The organism is Pseudomonas sp. DR208, from assembly GCF_019823005.1.
Taxonomy (GTDB): domain Bacteria; phylum Pseudomonadota; class Gammaproteobacteria; order Pseudomonadales; family Pseudomonadaceae; genus Aquipseudomonas; species Aquipseudomonas extremorientalis.
Genome location: NZ_CP081944.1, coordinates 2,782,742 through 2,798,555 on the forward strand (window position 1 = coordinate 2,782,742; position 15,814 = coordinate 2,798,555).

Annotated in this window: 15 protein-coding genes; 11 read left to right on the forward strand and 4 right to left on the reverse strand. The window is 63.5% G+C overall.

Translation table 11 applies throughout. The features are described from left to right. Positions 1–164: 164 nt before the first annotated feature. The 11 genes from K5K89_RS12595 to K5K89_RS12645 all read left to right on the forward strand — a co-directional run bounded on the left by K5K89_RS12595 (position 165) and on the right by K5K89_RS12645 (position 10,952). Positions 165–506 carry a hypothetical protein gene (locus tag K5K89_RS12595; protein ID WP_222541530.1) on the forward strand — a complete coding sequence of 114 codons (342 nt, stop codon included), beginning with the start codon at positions 165–167 and terminating at the stop codon, positions 504–506. Between the two features lie 197 nt (positions 507–703). Then, positions 704–1,900 (forward strand): SfnB family sulfur acquisition oxidoreductase, encoded by a 1,197-nt coding sequence (locus K5K89_RS12600; protein ID WP_222541531.1) that lies wholly within the window; start codon positions 704–706, stop codon positions 1,898–1,900. 12 nt (positions 1,901–1,912) lie between these two features. Next, a complete protein-coding gene (locus K5K89_RS12605) occupies positions 1,913–2,239 on the forward strand; it encodes an acyl-CoA dehydrogenase (protein ID WP_071491957.1) in 327 nt (108 codons plus the stop codon). Then, on the forward strand, positions 2,239–3,672 hold the full coding sequence (locus K5K89_RS12610) for an LLM class flavin-dependent oxidoreductase (protein WP_071491956.1): 1,434 nt from the start codon (positions 2,239–2,241) through the stop codon (positions 3,670–3,672). The genes K5K89_RS12605 and K5K89_RS12610 overlap by 1 nt, the downstream gene beginning before the upstream one ends. 112 nt (positions 3,673–3,784) lie before the next feature. After that, positions 3,785–4,687: an AMP-binding protein gene (locus K5K89_RS12615; RefSeq protein WP_071491955.1), complete on the forward strand. Its 903-nt coding sequence runs from the start codon at positions 3,785–3,787 to the stop codon at positions 4,685–4,687. Then, positions 4,684–5,454: an ABC transporter ATP-binding protein gene (locus K5K89_RS12620; protein ID WP_071491954.1), complete on the forward strand. Its 771-nt coding sequence runs from the start codon at positions 4,684–4,686 to the stop codon at positions 5,452–5,454. The genes K5K89_RS12615 and K5K89_RS12620 overlap by 4 nt, the downstream gene beginning before the upstream one ends. Further along, positions 5,454–6,335, forward strand: coding sequence for a branched-chain amino acid ABC transporter permease (locus K5K89_RS12625; RefSeq protein ID WP_058423839.1), 882 nt, complete (start codon positions 5,454–5,456; stop codon positions 6,333–6,335). The genes K5K89_RS12620 and K5K89_RS12625 overlap by 1 nt, the downstream gene beginning before the upstream one ends. A gap of 3 nt (positions 6,336–6,338) precedes the next feature. Next, positions 6,339–7,388, forward strand: coding sequence for a branched-chain amino acid ABC transporter permease (locus K5K89_RS12630; RefSeq protein ID WP_222541532.1), 1,050 nt, complete (start codon positions 6,339–6,341; stop codon positions 7,386–7,388). A 21-nt stretch (positions 7,389–7,409) separates the two neighbouring features. Beyond that, positions 7,410–8,750, forward strand: coding sequence for an ABC transporter substrate-binding protein (locus K5K89_RS12635; protein ID WP_222541533.1), 1,341 nt, complete (start codon positions 7,410–7,412; stop codon positions 8,748–8,750). 3 nt (positions 8,751–8,753) lie between these two features. Beyond that, a complete protein-coding gene (locus K5K89_RS12640; protein WP_222541534.1) occupies positions 8,754–9,521 on the forward strand; it encodes an ABC transporter ATP-binding protein in 768 nt (255 codons plus the stop codon). Positions 9,522–9,533: 12 nt separating this feature from the next. Next, entirely contained in the window at positions 9,534–10,952 is a 1,419-nt protein-coding gene (locus tag K5K89_RS12645) for an FAD/NAD(P)-binding protein (RefSeq protein ID WP_222541535.1), read from the forward strand. Here the strand turns inward: K5K89_RS12645 and K5K89_RS12650 are convergent. From K5K89_RS12650 to K5K89_RS12665, 4 genes are read right to left on the reverse strand one after another with little or no spacing between them, the layout of a single operon-like run. Further along, positions 10,944–12,188, reverse strand: a complete 1,245-nt coding sequence (locus K5K89_RS12650; RefSeq protein WP_222541536.1) for an efflux RND transporter periplasmic adaptor subunit — start codon at positions 12,186–12,188, stop codon at positions 10,944–10,946. The genes K5K89_RS12645 and K5K89_RS12650 overlap by 9 nt on opposite strands. Then, the gene (locus K5K89_RS12655) at positions 12,178–13,656 is read right to left on the reverse strand and encodes a TolC family protein (RefSeq protein ID WP_071491948.1); all 1,479 of its coding nucleotides are present in this window, start codon (positions 13,654–13,656) and stop codon (positions 12,178–12,180) included. The genes K5K89_RS12650 and K5K89_RS12655 overlap by 11 nt, the downstream gene beginning before the upstream one ends. Next, positions 13,649–14,848 carry an ABC transporter permease gene (locus tag K5K89_RS12660; protein ID WP_222541537.1) on the reverse strand — a complete coding sequence of 400 codons (1,200 nt, stop codon included), beginning with the start codon at positions 14,846–14,848 and terminating at the stop codon, positions 13,649–13,651. Before K5K89_RS12660 ends, K5K89_RS12655 begins: the two co-directional genes overlap by 8 nt. Then, a complete protein-coding gene (locus K5K89_RS12665; RefSeq protein WP_071491946.1) occupies positions 14,845–15,552 on the reverse strand; it encodes an ABC transporter ATP-binding protein in 708 nt (235 codons plus the stop codon). The genes K5K89_RS12660 and K5K89_RS12665 overlap by 4 nt, the downstream gene beginning before the upstream one ends. Between the last annotated feature and the right edge of the window lie 262 nt (positions 15,553–15,814).

Sequence of the window (15,814 nt, forward strand, 5' to 3'; positions counted from 1 at the left end):
TTGTCAACTGTCAAAGTTCACAGCTTACTTTTTTGAGTTCCCTGTTTATATTTGAAGGGCGCTTTAGTTTCACTTGCCTTGTTTTTGTACAGTGGTTTTAAAATCGATATTCGTACCAAATACGGCAGGGCGCACCTTTGACTTTAATTAGTGAGGATTTATTAATGAACGGAATTCTAGTATCTCGCTCTGACCTGCTTTCTGCCCCCTCTATTGTGCCCTCAAGTAACAATGTTATTTCTCGTGCAGCAATTGCAGGTAACAGAGCACGGCTCTGCATACCGCTGTATCCAGGGATTGCAGTTGGGGACGTGGTTTATGTTCAGGTTTCTACCGATGGTCAATGGATTTTCTTCTCGCAAGCGACGGTCACTGATATCGACCAGATGCTTGAATTTAAACTTTTTGATGCGCTCTTTGCTTCTCCCGCAACGACTGCTACCGCCAGCTATATCGTCAACAATGTTAACCACTCGGCAGAAGCTGTGTATACGATCGAGGATTAAAATTTTAATAAGCGTCAGTCCCACATTTTAATCAACAGGAGACTGTTGCTGGAGCAACACTTGTCAGGCAGTTTGCTGATTTCAGTGATGTGTTGCTCCGTTTTCTACAAGGCAATCAGCCGGTTTCATGGACTGTCACATTCAGGCACGACTCCTGCAATCACCCAGGTAATCCCCTCGGAGCCTGGAGTCGGCCCATGTCAGCCCACCCTCAACACCCTGCCCATATCATCCGCTCGGACGCGGAAGCCATCGAGGTCGCCACGCGCCTGGCCAAACGCTTTGCCGTCGAGGCCAGTGCGCGCGACCGTGAGCGGCGCCTGCCGGTGGCCGAGCTCGACGAGTTCTCCGCGAGCGGCCTGTGGGGCATCACTATTCCCAAAGCGTACGGCGGCGCAGGCGTGTCCTATGTGACCGTGGCCGAGGTAATCAAGCTGATCTCCGCCGCCGATCCGTCCCTGGGGCAGATTCCGCAGAACCACCTGGGCGTGGTGGACATCCTGCTGCAAACCGCGACCGAGGCACAAAAACGGTACTACTTCGGCAAAGTCCTCCAGGGCTATCGCTTCGGCAACGCCTTCTCCGAAGCCAAGAGCAAGAACGCCGGCACCTTCGACACGCAGATTCGCTTCCATGGCGACACCGCGCAAATCAACGGCGAGAAGTTCTACTGCACCGGCGCGCTGTTCGCCCATCTGGTGCCCACCGTCGGCAACAATGAAGACGGCCAGGCCTTTATTGCCTTTGTCGAACGCGACGCGCCCGGCCTGAACGTGATCGACAGCTGGGACGGCTTCGGCCAGCGCACCACCGCCAGCGGCGGCGTGACCCTCGATGGCGTCAGCGTGCCCTTGAGCGCGGTAATCCCGGCCCACCTGGCCTTCGACCAGCCCACTGCCAACGGCCCGATCTCGCAGATCATTCAGGCGGCGGTCGATACCGGTATTGCCGTTGGCGCGTTGGAGCAGGCGAAAATCTACGCACGCCAGGCGCGGCCCTGGATCGACAGCCAACAGGATCACGGCTGGCAGGACCCGTTCACCATCGCCGCCATCGGCGACCTGGAATGGCGCGTGCACGGCACCGAAGCCATCCTCGCCAAAGCGGGGGAAGCCGTGGACCGCGCCCTCGCCGAGCCCGGCGAAGACAGCGTCGCCCACGCCTCACTGGTGGTCGCCCAAGCCAAAGTCCTTTCTGCCGAAACCGCCTTGCTCGCCAGCAGCAAACTGTTCGAACTGGCCGGCACCCGCTCGGTCACCGGCAAGCACAACCTCGACCGCTTCTGGCGCAATGCACGCACCCACACTCTGCACGACCCGGCGCGCTGGAAATACCACCTGATCGGCAACTATGTGCTCAACGGCGTAAAACCTGCGCGCCACGCCTGGAACTGAGGAACCTCACCCATGACTGCACTGACCCTTGCGCGCCAACTGCTGGACAGCACCCGCCGTCACGTTGAAAACAGCACTGACCCCTACGTGATCAGCCGCTTCGGCGACTTGCAGATTCGCGTCGATGTGGCCGCGGCCTTGTTTGAACGCGCCGAAACCCATCCAGGCCCGGTGGCGTTGACCGAAGCGCAAATCGCCGCCGCAGAGGCGCTGATCGCCGCGAGCAACGCCGAGTTCGAACTCACCGGCCAACGCACCGCACTGCCGTCGAGCCTTGATGACCCGCTGCGTACGAAGTACCAGATCGTCGGCAATTACCACCTCAACGGAGTGCTTTGATGTCCCGTGAAATCCGCTTGAACGCCTTCGACATGAATTGTGTCGGCCACCAGTCGCCGGGCCTGTGGGCGCATCCGCGTGACCGTTCGTGGCAGTACAAGGACCTGGAATATTGGACCGACCTCGCCAGGATCCTTGAACGCGGCAAGTTCGACGGCCTGTTTATCGCCGACGTGCTGGGCATCTATGACGTGTACAACGGCAACGGCGACGCGGCGATTCGCCAGGCCACCCAAGTGCCGGTCAACGACCCGCTGTCGCTGATCGCACCGATGGCCTTGGTCACCGAACACCTGGGCTTCGGCCTGACCGCTTCGTTGTCGTTCGAACATCCGTACCCGTTCGCCCGCCGTCTCTCGACCCTGGACCACCTGACCAAGGGCCGCATCGGCTGGAACATCGTCACCTCCTACCTGGAAAGCGGCGCCAAGAATCTCGGCCAGAAGGCCCAGACCGAGCACGATGCGCGCTACGACTACGCCGAGGAATACCTGGAGGTCTGCTACAAACTCTGGGAAGGCAGTTGGGAGGAGGGCGCCGTGTTGCGTGACCGCGAACGGCGGATTTTCAGCGACCCGAGCAAGATCCACGAGATCCGCCACGTCGGCAAACACTTCCAGGTGCCCGGCATTCACCTCTGCGAACCGTCGCCGCAGCGCACGCCAGTGCTCTACCAGGCGGGCGCGTCGAGCCGTGGCAAGCAGTTCGCCGCCGAACAGGCCGAGTGCGTCTTCGTTGCCGCGCCGTCCAAGGTGCTGCTGAAAAAGACCGTGGCCGACATCCGCCGACGTGCGGCCGAAGCCGGGCGCGATCCGAAGAAAATCCTGATCTTCAACTTGCAGACGGTGATCGTCGGCGAAACCGATGCCAAGGCCAAAGCCAAGTTCGAGGAGTACAAATCCTATGTCAGCTATGAAGGCGCCATGGCGCTGATTTCCGGCTGGACCGGCATCGACTTCAGCCAATTCAAACCGGATGAGCCACTCAGGCACGTGCATACCAACGCCATTCAATCGGCGGTAGAGGCGTTCTCTACGGCCGATCCGAACAAGGTCTGGACCCCGAATGAGCTGGCCGACTGGGTCGGTATCGGCGGCTTTGGCCCGCTGTTCGTCGGCGGCCCGGAAACCGTCGCGGACCTGTTGCAGGAATGGGTCGAAGAGACCGATGTGGACGGCTTCAACCTGGCCTACGCCCTGACCCACGAGACCTTCATCGACGCCGTGGACCTGCTGGTGCCGGAGTTGCAGAAGCGCGGGGTGTACAAGACCGAGTATGCCCAGGGCACGTTGCGCGAGAAGTTGTTTGGCGACGGCGCAAGGTTGGCCTCCAACCACCCTGGTGCCGGCTACCGCAATTTATCTGACGCGCACATAACCAATGTGGGAGGGGGCTTGCCCCCGATAGCGGCAGTCCAGTCAAAGCACTTGTGACTGACACACCGCCATCGGGGGCAAGCCCCCTCCCACAGTAAATCGGTGTTGATCCAAATAATCCAGCCAGCGGACCACCGCACGCACACACACCAATAGGAGCACTACCCCTATGAGCGTGCACGAACTCAAACGCCCACTGGCCGTGGAGTGGCCCGCCGAATGGCTCGGCCACCTGCCCAAGGCTCTGGAACAACTGCGCCACTGGGCGCAGATCACGCCGCTGCACACCGCCCTGCGCCACAAGCGCCAGGGGCAGTGGTACGCATGGCGCTGGATCGACGCCTTGCGCGATGTGGAGCGCCTGGCCGATGGCTTGCGCCAGCAGGGGGTCAGCGAGCAATCGCGGCTGGCCCTCAGCGGGGCGTTCGAGCCGAACCTGCTGTTGCTGGCCCTGGCGGCGCAATCCATCGGCGCGCAGGTGCTGACCCTGGCCGATGACCTGGAGCCCGAGGCGCTGCAACACCACCTGTGGCGCATTCGCCCGACCCATTCCTATGTGCAGTGCCGCCAGACTGCGCGGCACTGGCAGTCGGCCAACTTGTTGGATTTTGCGCAGTTGCTCGGCCCGTTGGCGCCGACGCAACACTTGGCACGCTGGTGGCAGCCCACGGGTGAAACCCTGTTGTGGAGCGAAGAGGGCACCCACTGGCAGGGCGGTCTGGCGGTGGTGCTGGAGCAATGGCTGAACAGCGGTCACGGTCTGGCCTTCCCTGAAAGCCTGGCCTCGGCGCGGCGCGACCGCAGCGAAGTCGCACCCACCGGCCTGCTGTTGTCGCCCGCACGCTTGCAGCACCTGGCCGACGAGATCGAAAGCCGCCTGGCGCCCCACGGCACCTGGCGCCGACGCTTATGCGACTGGGCCATCGCCCACCCGCAAAGCGGCCTGCGGCGCCTGCTGAAAAACCGCGTGCGCCGGCTCCTGGGTTTCCAGCGCCTGGCGTACATCTGGCAACCCGTCAAAGCCGCCCCTTCACCGGTGTGGCTGGCGGAATTCAAACGGGACATCGCATGAGCCAGGCCATTTTGCAGGTGCGGGATATCTCGCTGTCGTTCAAGGGGGTCAAGGCGATCAATGCCTTGTCCTTCGAGGTGTTGCGCGGCGAGATCTGCGCGTTGATCGGGCCGAATGGTGCCGGCAAGAGTTCGCTGCTCAATGTGCTCAATGGCGTGTATCGCTTCGATGCCGGCGAGATTGTCTTCGAAGACCAGCACTTCCACCGTATCGATCCGTTGGGCGCCGCGCGCCGCGGCATTGGGCGCACGTTCCAGAACAACGCGCTGTTCAAGAAGATGAGCGTGCTCGATAACATCCTCACCGGCCTGTCGCGGCATATGCGCAGCAGCTTTATCGAACAGGCCCTGGGCTTGCCTCGCGCACGCCGGGAAGCCGAAGCGTTCCGGTTGCGCGCCCAAGGCATTCTCGAATTCCTGGAGCTGCAAGCCCACCGCGATGTGCTGGTGGGCAACCTGTCCTACGGCCTGCAAAAACGTGTGGAACTGGGCCGGGCGTTGATCGCAGGGCCGAGCTTGTTGCTGCTGGACGAGCCCATGGCCGGCATGAACGCCGAGGAAAAACAGGAAATGGCGCGCTTCGTTGCCGACGTCAACCGCGACCTCGGCACCACCGTGGTGTTGATCGAACACGACATGGGCGTGGTCATGGGCCTGTCCGACCATGTGGTGGTGCTCGACTACGGGCGCAAGGTCGGCGACGGCACGCCGGCGCAAGTGCAGGCCAACCCCGAGGTGATCGCGGCTTACCTGGGAGTGGTGCACTGATGACGTTTTTCTTTGAAACCCTGCTCGGCGGCCTGCTCGCCGGCACCATGTATTCGTTGGTCGCCATCGGCTTCGTGCTGATCTACAAGGCCAGTGGCGTGTTCAATTTTGCCCAGGGCGCGATGCTGCTGTTTGCTGCACTGACGTTCGTCAGCCTGCATGACCAGGGCGTGCCGTTTGCCCTGGCGTTGCTGCTCACGGTGATTGTGATGAGTGTCGGCGCCTTGCTGATCGAGCGCCTGGTGCTGCGGCCATTGGTGAACCGTTCGCAGATCACCTTGTTCATGGCCACGCTGGGCCTGTCGTTCATTATCGAAGGCCTGGCCCAGGGGTTGATGGGCTCCCAGGTGCGGGCGCTGGACCTGGGCATCGACGACGTACCGCTGTTCGTCGGCCCGCTGATGCTCAGCCAGTTCGACCTGATCGCTGCCGCCGCTGCGGTGGTGCTGGTGACGGTGCTGGCGCTGCTGTTCAACAAGACCCGCATCGGCGTGTCGCTGCGCGCGGTGGCGGATGACACCACGGCGGCGCTGTCCATCGGCATCAACCTCAACCGCATCTGGCAGATCGTCTGGGCGGTGGCCGGCATCGTCGGGCTGGTGGCCGGGCTGCTGTGGGGCGCGCGCCAGGGGGTGCAGTTCTCGTTGTCGCTGGTGGTGCTCAAGGCATTGCCGGTGTTGATCATCGGCGGCTTTACCTCGATTGGCGGGGCGATTGTCGGCGGGCTGATTGTCGGCGCGGCGGAGAACCTTGCCGAGGTGTACATCGGCCCGTTGATCGGCGGCGGTATCACGCCATGGTTCGCCTATGTTCTGGCCCTGGCCTTCCTGTATATCCGCCCCGCCGGCCTGTTCGGCGAGCGCGCCATCGAGCGAGTCTGAAACATGTCGATCCCTCTTGCACAACACACCGCGCCGTTGCTGCTGATTCAGCGGCGCATCCCCTGGGCCTTGATTGGCCTGCTGGCACTGGCCTTTATCGGGGTGCCGCTGTGGGGCAATGACTATTGGCTGAACGCGATCCTGATCCCGTTTCTGGTGCTGTCATTGGCCGGGCTGGGCCTGAACCTGCTCACCGGCTATACCGGGCAGACCTCGGTGGGCGCGGCCGGCTTCATGGCCGTCGGTGCGTTTGCCACCTACGGTTTTCTGCTGCGCCTGCCGGAGCTGGGGTTGCCGGTGGCGCTGCTCGGCGGCGGGGTCATCAGTGCGTTGGTCGGCCTGCTGTTCGGCCTGCCCAGCTCGCGGATCAAGGGCTTCTACCTGATGGTCACCACCCTGGCCGCGCAGTTTTTCCTGGAGTGGCTGTTCGTCAAGTTTCCCTGGTTCTACAACTACGGTTCGTCGGGGACCATTTCTGCGCCCAGGCTGGCGCTGTTCGGCCATGACCTCAACACACCGCTGGGCCGCTACCTGCTGACCCTGGTCACGGTACTGCTGCTGACCTGGACCGCGATCAACCTGGTGCGCAGCCAGGTCGGCCGCAACTGGATGGCGATCCGCGACATGGACACCGCCGCCGCCGTGGTCGGCATTCCGGTGGTGCGCTACAAGCGCCTGGCGTTCGCGGTCAGTTCGTTCTACCTGGGCATAGCCGGTGCGCTGTGGGCCTTCGCCTACCTGGGCACCGCCAGCGCCAGTAGCTTTGATATCAATCGCTCCTTCCAGATCCTGTTCATCATCATTATCGGCGGCATGGGCAGCATCGCCGGCAACTTTGTCGGGGCGGCGTTCATCAGTTTGCTGCCGATCTTCCTCAGCCATGCCGGGCAGGCGTTGTTCGGCGGCTCGGTGGATGCGGGGCAGTTGCAGAACCTGCAGAAAATCATCTTTGGCGTGTTGATCATCGTGTTCCTGATCAAGGAACCCGAGGGCTTGATTCGCCTGTTGCACAACCTGCGTGACCGCGTGCGGCAGTGGCCGCTGCGTTTCTGACATTCCCTTAAGAGAATCCCTATGCGTGCATCCTTGAAACGTTCCCTGGTCGGCGCTGCCTTTGCGCTGGCAACCTTGGCCGGTGCAGTCCCCCAGGCAATGGCCTCGCCGGACCAGCAATTCATTCCCCTGGCGACCTATCGTGTGGGCGCCTATGCGTCCAGCGGCGTGCAGGTGTGGGCCGGGATGATCGATTACCTGCGTTACATCAACGAGGTCGAAGGTGGCATCAACGGCGTCAAGCTGGTGTGGCAGGAATGCGAGACCGAGTGGACGGCAGAGAAGGGCATCGAGTGCTACGAGCGCTTCAAGCATGGCCTGGATGGCGCGCCTGTCGCGGTGTACCAGCCCAATGGCGCGCCGGCGGCGTATGCGCTGAGCGAGCGGGCCGAGGTGGACAAGATCCCGCTGATCACCCTCGGCTACGGCCGCACCGAAGCCACCGACGGCACGGTGTTCCCGTATAACTTCCCGGTGATGCTGACGTTCTACAGCGAAGCGTCGACGCTGGTGAACTACATCGCACAGCGTGAAGGCGGTTTCGACAAGCTCAAGGGCAAGAAGATCGCCACGGTCTACCACGACTCGGCCTACGGTCGCGAAACCCTCGGCCCGCTCAAGTTGCTGGCGGAAAAATACGGCTTCGAAAACATCCAGATCCCGGTCGCCGACCCCGGCAACGAGCAGTCTGCGCAATGGCGCCAGGTGCGCCAGGCCAACCCGGACTGGGTGTTCCTGCGCACCTGGGGCGTGTCCACGCCGGTGGCGGTGAAGACCGCCGCGCGCTTCGGCTTTCCGGTGGACCACATCATCGGCGACATCTGGGCCAGCTCCAGTGAAGACGTATTGCCCGCAGGCGCCGCCGCCAAGGGCTACCTGGCCCTTACGCCATACCCGGCCGGCGCTGATTTCGAGATCCACAAACGTCTCAAGCAATACATCCTCGACAAGGGCCACAGTGACCTCAAGGACCTGAAGAACTTCGGCAGCGTCTACTACAACTCCGGCCTGGTGAACGCCGCCGTGGCGGTGGAGGCAATCCGCACCGGCCAGGCCAAGTTCGGCAAGCGCCCACTCAACGGCGAAGAAGGCCGCTGGGGCCTGGAACACCTGAACATCGACGATGCGCGCTTGAAGGACATGGGCTACCTGGGCCTGATGCAGAACCTCAAGCTGTCGTGCCGCGATCACGAAGGCGGCGGCTCGGCGCGGGTGCAGCAGTGGGACGGCGCCAACTGGACGCTGATCAGTGAGTGGATCGCCGCCGACCGTGGGTTGTTGCGCCCGTTGATCGATGAAAAGTCGGCAGCGTTCGCCAAGGAAAAAGGCCTGACGCCACGCACCTGTACCGGGGACGAATAAATCATGCGCCAGCCCGCCACCGATGCCGCGCAGTCGTCGCTGCTGACGGTCAACGATATCGAAGTGATCTACGACGGCGCGATCCTCGCGGTGGCCGGAGTGTCGCTGAGCGTGCCCAAGGGCGCCATTGTGGCCTTGCTCGGTGCCAATGGCGCCGGCAAGAGCACCACGCTCAAGGCCATCTCCGGGCTGGTACGTGCCGAGCGGGCCGAGGTCAGCCGCGGCGTGATCGAATACGCCGGTGCCGACCTGGCCGGCATCGACCCCAGCCAGCGCGTGCGCCAGGGCATGGTGCACGTGTTGGAAGGCCGCCATGTGTTCGGCCAACTGAGCGTGGAAGACAACCTGCGCAGCGGCGGCTTTGTGCGACGCCTGAGTCGCCGGGACCTGGAGCACGACCTGGAACGCGTCTACGCCTGGTTCCCACGGCTCAAGACCAAGCGCCATACCCGCGCCGGCCTCACCTCCGGCGGCGAGCAGCAGATGGTCGCCATCGGCCGGGCGTTGATGACCCGTCCTACTTTGGTACTGCTCGACGAGCCGTCCATGGGGTTGGCGCCTATGATCGTGCAGGAGATTTTCGCGATCATCGCGCAGCTCAACCGTGAGCAGCAGGTGAGCTTCCTGATCGCCGAGCAGAACATCAACGTCGCGCTGAACTATGCGTCCCACGGCTACGTATTGGATACTGGGCGCGTGGCCTTGAGTGGCAGCGCCGCTGAACTGCTGGCGCGGGGCGATCTGCATGACATTTACCTGGGCAAACAGTAAGGGCGACTTCGCATGACTGAATCCATCCGCAACGCTGATGTCCTGATCATCGGCGGCGGCCTGAGCGGCACGATGCTGGCCGTGCAACTGCTGCGCCTGCCGGGCGCGCGCCGGGTGCTGGTGATCGAACCGCGTGCCGAGCTGGGCCGGGGCGAGGCCTATAGCGCCGTCGAACTGGGCCACACCCTGAACGGCAACGCGGCGCGCATGAGTGTCGACCCGGACAACCCTGACGACCTGACCCAATGGCTCACCGACTACATCGGTGCCGGCGGCTGGCCTGAGTCCGACCAGCAACACGTGCCGATCAGCGAACTGTTCCCGCCACGCGGGATATTCGGCTTGTATGCCCAGCAACGTTTGGCCGAGGCGAAGGCGCAGTCCGCATCCAGCGTGGAGCATGTGCGTAGTGAGGTAGTCGACCTGCAAGTGGATGAAGGCCCAACCCTGCTGACCCTCGATAACGGCCAGCAACTGCGTGGCGCGTTTGCGGTACTGGCTACCGGCATGTTCCCGGCGGCGCGTACACCGCAGACTGAATCCAGCGGGCTGAACGCGGCGGCGGTGGACCCGTGGGACGTGAGCGCGATGCGCCGGATCGACCCGCAGGCGCCGGTGCTGATCATCGGTTCCGGGCTGACCATGGTCGACGCCGTGGTGTCCCTGGAACAGGCCGGGCATCGCGGGCCGATCGAGGTGTTCTCGCGTCACGGCCTGCTGCCCCATGTGCGGCGGCAACCGCCGGCCTGGGGGGATTTCCTTGGGGAGGACCACCGCCTGCGCAGCCCTCGGCAGTTGCTGCGCGAGGTGCGCCGGCAATGCGCGCTTGCACGGGAGCAGGGCATCGACTGGCAGGCGCCGCTGGACACCGTGCGCGTGCATATCGCGCGCCTGTGGAGCCAGGCCAGCGAGCGCGAGAAGCGCCAGTTCGTGAGGCATGTACGGCCCTGGTGGGAGAGCCATCACCACCGCTCGCCGCCGTTGAGCGCGCAGTTGGTGGCGCGCTTGCACGAAGAGGGGCGGTTGCGGATCCGGGCGGCGTCGTTCAAGGGGTTGGAACCTTCGGGTGAAGGGGTGACGATTCGTTTGCGTTATCGCGGCGAGCAAGGCATCACCCAGGTCTCGGGCGCAGCGCTGATCAACTCCAGCGGTATTGAATACGACTGGCGCCGCGTGGCGCGGCCGCTGCCCCGGCAGTTGCTCAAGCGTGGGCTGATCCAGCCTGGGCCGCTCGCGTTGGGGATTGCGGCGGATGCGTCGGGGGCAGTGGTGGACGCACAGGGGCAGGTCAGCCAGCGCTTGTTCGCCATGGGCCCGCCGTTGCGTGGGATGTGGTGGGAAAGCACGGCGGTGACTGATGTAGCGCTGCAAGCCAAGGCACTGGCCGCAAAGCTGATGCCCCTCCCACATAGGGTTTTCCATTTATCTTGAGGTCTTCACAAGGCCGGGTTTCAGGCCGAAGACTTCGACGCCCTGCGCGGTTGATTGCCCCGTGGTCACCTTCACCCGCTCCACCGGCTTATCCATCGTCTCCCGATACTCCACCGTGTTGTCCGCCTGGATTGCCTGGCTGGGAATCACCATCGCCTGGGCATTGTTGTAGGTCACGATGGTCAGCCGCGCACTCATCCCCAGGCGCACCCGTTGCAACTGCTGCGGCGTGAGTTTGGGGATCGACAGGGTCACCGGAAACTGCGCGCTGCCCTGGCTGTCGTTGGCAATTGCCAAGCCGCTGACCACGCTTACCGAGCCGGTCAGCCGCTCGCCATCAAACCCGTCGCCCAGCACTTCCACCGCCTGGCCCTGATGCAACTGGTTGATGTCCAGCTCCGAAACCTTGGCGGTGATTTTCAGTCGTTCAATGTTCGCCAGTCCAAACAGCACCTGGCCCTGGCTGACCTTGCTGCCGGCCTGCACCGGGGCATTGTTGTTGCCGCCGCCCTGGGATGAGGTGTTGCCCGGTGGCGGCACCACGATGCCGGAGAACGGCGCCTTGACCTCCTGGCCGTCGAGCAGCTTGTGCAGGGCGTCGTATTTCACCGTGGCGTTGGTCAGCTCCATGTCGGCGATCTGGCGGTACTCGCCCTTGCCCTGGTCGATGGCCTGCTGCAGTTCGCTGCGGGCGGACGCGAGATCCAGTTGCTGCTGCTGGGTCTGTTGCCTGAGGTCGTCCAGTTCATTGCGCGGGATGATGCCGCGCTTGAACAGGTTTTCGCTTTCGGTGAGTTTGCGCTGGGTGTTGCCGGCGGTCATTTCGGCGGTGCGCAGGCTGCGGCGGGCGCGGCTGACGGCGGGGCTGCTGTCCCAGTCCTGCATCTCTTGCACGGTGCGCCGGGCCTTGAGCTGGGCGGAAAGCGCTTCGCGCAATTGCACCTCCAGGGTGGCCGGGTCCATGCGCAACAGCACCTGGCCGGCCTCGACGCGCTGACCTTGCTCCACCAGGTTGGCTTGCACGTTGCCATCGAAGGGCGCGGTGAGGGTGATCGTGGTATCAGGCTCGATCTTGCCTACCAGGCCGATCCGGTGCTCCAGCGCTTCGGGCTTGACGGCCAGCCACTGTTCGCTGGCACCGCCCGGATCGGACGCCGGGCTGCGCAAGGCCAGGCCCGCACTGCCCAGCAGGACGATCAACACAGCACCCAGCAGGCGTTTCTGATTAGTAGTCATTGAGGGCGATTTCCCAACTTTCCAGCGTCATGCCCAGGGTCAGGTCGAGCTGGGTCTGGGCGTTCAAATAAGCGATCAGCGCATTCAGTTGCGCGTTTTCGGCGTTGCGCAGGTCGGTCTCGAAACTCAGCACCTGGAAGTTGGTGGAGCGTCCGGCGCTGAGTTTTTCCCGCTCGATCTCGATCTTGCGCCGCGACAACTCCACGGCGCGCTGGGAAATTTCATACTGGCGCCAGCGGGTGCCGAGGTCACGCACCACATCGTTGACGCTGCGTTCCAGTTCCTGGCGTGCATCGGTGATGCGGATGGCCTGGTCCTCCACATTCACTCGCGCGCGCACTTCGGCCTGGCGCGTGCTGATATCGCCGATGGGAATCTGCACTTGCACCCCGGCGTAGCTGTCCCAGGTACGGTTGTTGGAACGGCCGGTATCGTTGTCAGTGTTGGCGCGCACCTGGTTGGCGCCGGCCACCAGGTCCACTTGCCAGCGACCCGAGTCCTTGGCGATCACCAGGTTGAGGTCGGCCTGCTGGCTGCCGAGCAGGGCGGCGAGGTATTCGGGTTGCTGGGTCTGCGCCAGGTTGAAGGCCTGGCGCTTATCGATCTGCATGGGCCTGGCCTCCAGGGCTTCGGTGGCGCGAATCGGCGTGGACAGGTCCAGGGCCAGCAGACGCAGTAGCGCCAGGCGGCTGGTGTCCAGTTGGTTTTGCGCTTCTTCCACGCCCAGTTGCTGGGTGGCGATATCGGCTTCGGTCTGCACGATTTCGAATTCGGCCATGCGCCCGGCACTGATCAGCGCCTTGTTCACTTCCAGCAAGGTGCCGGAACGCTTGAGCGCATCCTGCACGATGCTCAGTTGTTCCTGGGCACGCAGCAGTTCGCGGTAGGTGGCAATGATCTGGCTGATGGTTTGCGCGACGGTGGCCTTGAGGTTCAGGCGGTTGGCCTGTTCCGACAGGCGCGACAGGCGCAGCGGCGCGGTGGTGGCGTCCCAGCCGGCACCGCGCAGCAGCGGTTGGATGATTGCCAGGTCAAGGCCGTCGCTGCGGTAGCGACCGGCGCGGTCGGCGTTGCTCAGTTGCTGGGTCCAGGCCATGCTCAGGCGTGTGCCGTACTCGCCGAGCAGGCTGGTGGCGGGCGCCACGTTGGCATTGCGCGTATTGTCGGCGGAGCCCCGGGTGCTGCGGTAGTAACTGTTGAGGGTGAGCTTGGGGTTGAACACATCTTCGGCCACGCGCAGGTCGAACTTCTGTGCCACCCGTTGCAGGTACGCGCTGCGGATCGCCGGGTTGTTGCGCAGGCCCAGGTACACCGCATCCCCGAGGGTCATGGCGGTGGTCTGGGCATTCAACGAAACGCTGCGCTCGTAGCCGCTGCGAGTGGTGCTGGGTGCCGATGGTCTGATGACCACGTCGGCGGCCATGCCGGGCAGGCTGGCGAATGCGAGCAGCCATAGCCATTTACTCATCGCGCAGGGCCTCCACTGGCTGCAACCGCGAGGCGGAGACCGCCGGGTAGATGCCGAAGAACAACCCCACCAGCAACGTGCTGCCCACCCCCAGCGGCAGGGCGGCGACCGCCAGGGCAAATTCCCAGCCCGACAGCCAGGCGTACAACCAGGCCGCCGTCATGCCCAGCACGGCGCCACACAGGGCACCGACGGCGGTGAGGGTCACGGCTTCGAGCAGGAACAGGTTGCGGATGTCGCGCTGGCGTGCGCCGAGGGCCATGCGAATGCCGATCTCGCGACGGCGCTCCGAGACGTTCATCAGCATCACGTTCATCACCCCGACGCCACCGCCCACCAGGGAAATCGCCCCCAGGGCCAGCAGCAGATACGCAAAGGTGCGGCTTTGCCGGGTCATTCCGTCGATCATTTGCTGGGGCACCTGGATGTCTGCATCGTGGTCGGAGAGCTGCGAGCTCAGGGCGCCAGCCACGTCCTTGGCAAGGCGTTCCATGTCCTGGCCGGGCGTGGCGCGGATGATCACGTTGCCGATCTGCGGTGTGGCATAGATGCGGCGCATGCCTTCGGCGGGGATGAACAGCGACTCGTTGGCCTGCACCGGCATCAGCATCGCCCGGGGCTGGTTGCGCAGGATGCCGATGATCAGGAACAGATAGTCGTTGATGCGCACACGGTCGCCCAGTTGCAGCGGGTCACCTGGCGCACCGAGCGCCTGGGCCAACTGGTCGCCGATCACGCCGTAGGTTTCATTGGCATCGAAGTTCGACAGGAAGCGCCCCTGCTGCATCACCAGGCGCATCGCGTCCTTGATGTCCGGCGTGCTGCCGACGAAGTTGGCGTTGGTGGTGCGACCGTGGAACACGATGGGCCCGCTGAACAGCGTGAGGGCGCCGATATGGGCAATCCCCGGCACGGTTTGGCGCACGGCCTCCAGGTCGAGGCGGGCAGGCATGGGGATACTGCTGCCGTCCTTGGGCGGGAACTGGGCGATCAGGGTGTCGGTGCCCATGTCCTTGAAGATCATCGCCGCGTCGGTGGCGGCGTTGTGGCCGATATTGATCAGCGCCACCACCGACGAACTGCCGATGACGATGCCCAGCAAGGCCAGGACCGAACGCTTGCCCAGCGTGCGCAGGCTGACGAACGCTTCATGCAACAGTTGGCTGAGGCTTTGTTCGACCCGCAGGCTCATAGGCTCCCGGCCTCTTGCACCACGCCATTGCGCACCAGGATCTTGCGCTCCAGGCGCTCGGCGATATGCGGGTCGTGGGTGACGATGATCAGCGTGACTTGCTGTTCGCGGTTCAACGCCAGCAGCAGGTCCATGATCTCCTGTGCGGTGGTGCTGTCGAGGTTACCGGTGGGTTCGTCGGCCAGGATCACCGACGGGTTGCCCACCAGTGCCCGCGCGATGGCGACCCGTTGGCGCTGGCCGCCGGAGAGGTCGGCGGGGCGATGGTGGGCGCGCTCGGACAGGCCGACCTGATCCAGCATGCGCAAGGCCTGTTCCACCGACTCATGCCGCGACACGCCGCGATAACTCAAGGGCAGGGCGACGTTGTCCAGGGCGCTGAGGCGCGGCAGCAGGTTGAAACTCTGGAACACGAAGCCGATCTGCTGGTTGCGGATAGCCGCCAACTGGTCCGGTGTGGCGTTGAAAATATCGTGGCCGGCGAAGTGGTACTGGCCGCAATTGGGCAGGTCCAGCAGGCCGAGGATATTCAGCAGGGTACTTTTGCCCGAACCGGAGGCGCCAAGGATGCCGCAGCTGTCGCCACTGGCGATGGACAGGCACACATCATTGAGAATGGCCAGGTGTTGCCCGGCCAGCTGATAGCTTTTGCCGATGCCTTGCAGGGAGATCAAGCCTGGGTGCGCGGGGGTATCTGTCATCATGACTACGCCTGCAGTCTCGACGATGCCGTGCTGCCCCCGGAAAAGCATTGTTACAAGTTCGGGAGCTGCCTGGCATGCGTCACGGACTGGTTTTATTTCTTGTTTTTAAAATATTGTTTGAATACTAACCGTGTTCCCGCTGCTTCGCCAGCCATGGATATAGAGCGGTTTCATCCTTTGAAACGATTTCCTCCAGGGGCCTCCAGGCCGCTCAAAATTCATTCCAGCAGTCTCAAAGAGCCCGTGGGCGCAGGCTTTTGAT

Coding starts and splice junctions, on each gene's coding strand:
- K5K89_RS12625 (WP_058423839.1), top strand. CDS start 5,454: ATGACGTTTTTCTTTGAAACCCTGCTCGGCGGCCTGCTCGCCGGCACC.
- K5K89_RS12600 (WP_222541531.1), top strand. CDS start 704: ATGTCAGCCCACCCTCAACACCCTGCCCATATCATCCGCTCGGACGCG.
- K5K89_RS12635 (WP_222541533.1), top strand. CDS start 7,410: ATGCGTGCATCCTTGAAACGTTCCCTGGTCGGCGCTGCCTTTGCGCTG.
- K5K89_RS12655 (WP_071491948.1), bottom strand. CDS start 13,656: ATGAGTAAATGGCTATGGCTGCTCGCATTCGCCAGCCTGCCCGGCATG.
- K5K89_RS12605 (WP_071491957.1), top strand. CDS start 1,913: ATGACTGCACTGACCCTTGCGCGCCAACTGCTGGACAGCACCCGCCGT.
- K5K89_RS12630 (WP_222541532.1), top strand. CDS start 6,339: ATGTCGATCCCTCTTGCACAACACACCGCGCCGTTGCTGCTGATTCAG.
- K5K89_RS12650 (WP_222541536.1), bottom strand. CDS start 12,188: ATGACTACTAATCAGAAACGCCTGCTGGGTGCTGTGTTGATCGTCCTG.
- K5K89_RS12610 (WP_071491956.1), top strand. CDS start 2,239: ATGTCCCGTGAAATCCGCTTGAACGCCTTCGACATGAATTGTGTCGGC.
- K5K89_RS12640 (WP_222541534.1), top strand. CDS start 8,754: ATGCGCCAGCCCGCCACCGATGCCGCGCAGTCGTCGCTGCTGACGGTC.
- K5K89_RS12660 (WP_222541537.1), bottom strand. CDS start 14,848: ATGAGCCTGCGGGTCGAACAAAGCCTCAGCCAACTGTTGCATGAAGCG.
- K5K89_RS12595 (WP_222541530.1), top strand. CDS start 165: ATGAACGGAATTCTAGTATCTCGCTCTGACCTGCTTTCTGCCCCCTCT.
- K5K89_RS12620 (WP_071491954.1), top strand. CDS start 4,684: ATGAGCCAGGCCATTTTGCAGGTGCGGGATATCTCGCTGTCGTTCAAG.
- K5K89_RS12615 (WP_071491955.1), top strand. CDS start 3,785: ATGAGCGTGCACGAACTCAAACGCCCACTGGCCGTGGAGTGGCCCGCC.
- K5K89_RS12665 (WP_071491946.1), bottom strand. CDS start 15,552: ATGATGACAGATACCCCCGCGCACCCAGGCTTGATCTCCCTGCAAGGC.
- K5K89_RS12645 (WP_222541535.1), top strand. CDS start 9,534: ATGACTGAATCCATCCGCAACGCTGATGTCCTGATCATCGGCGGCGGC.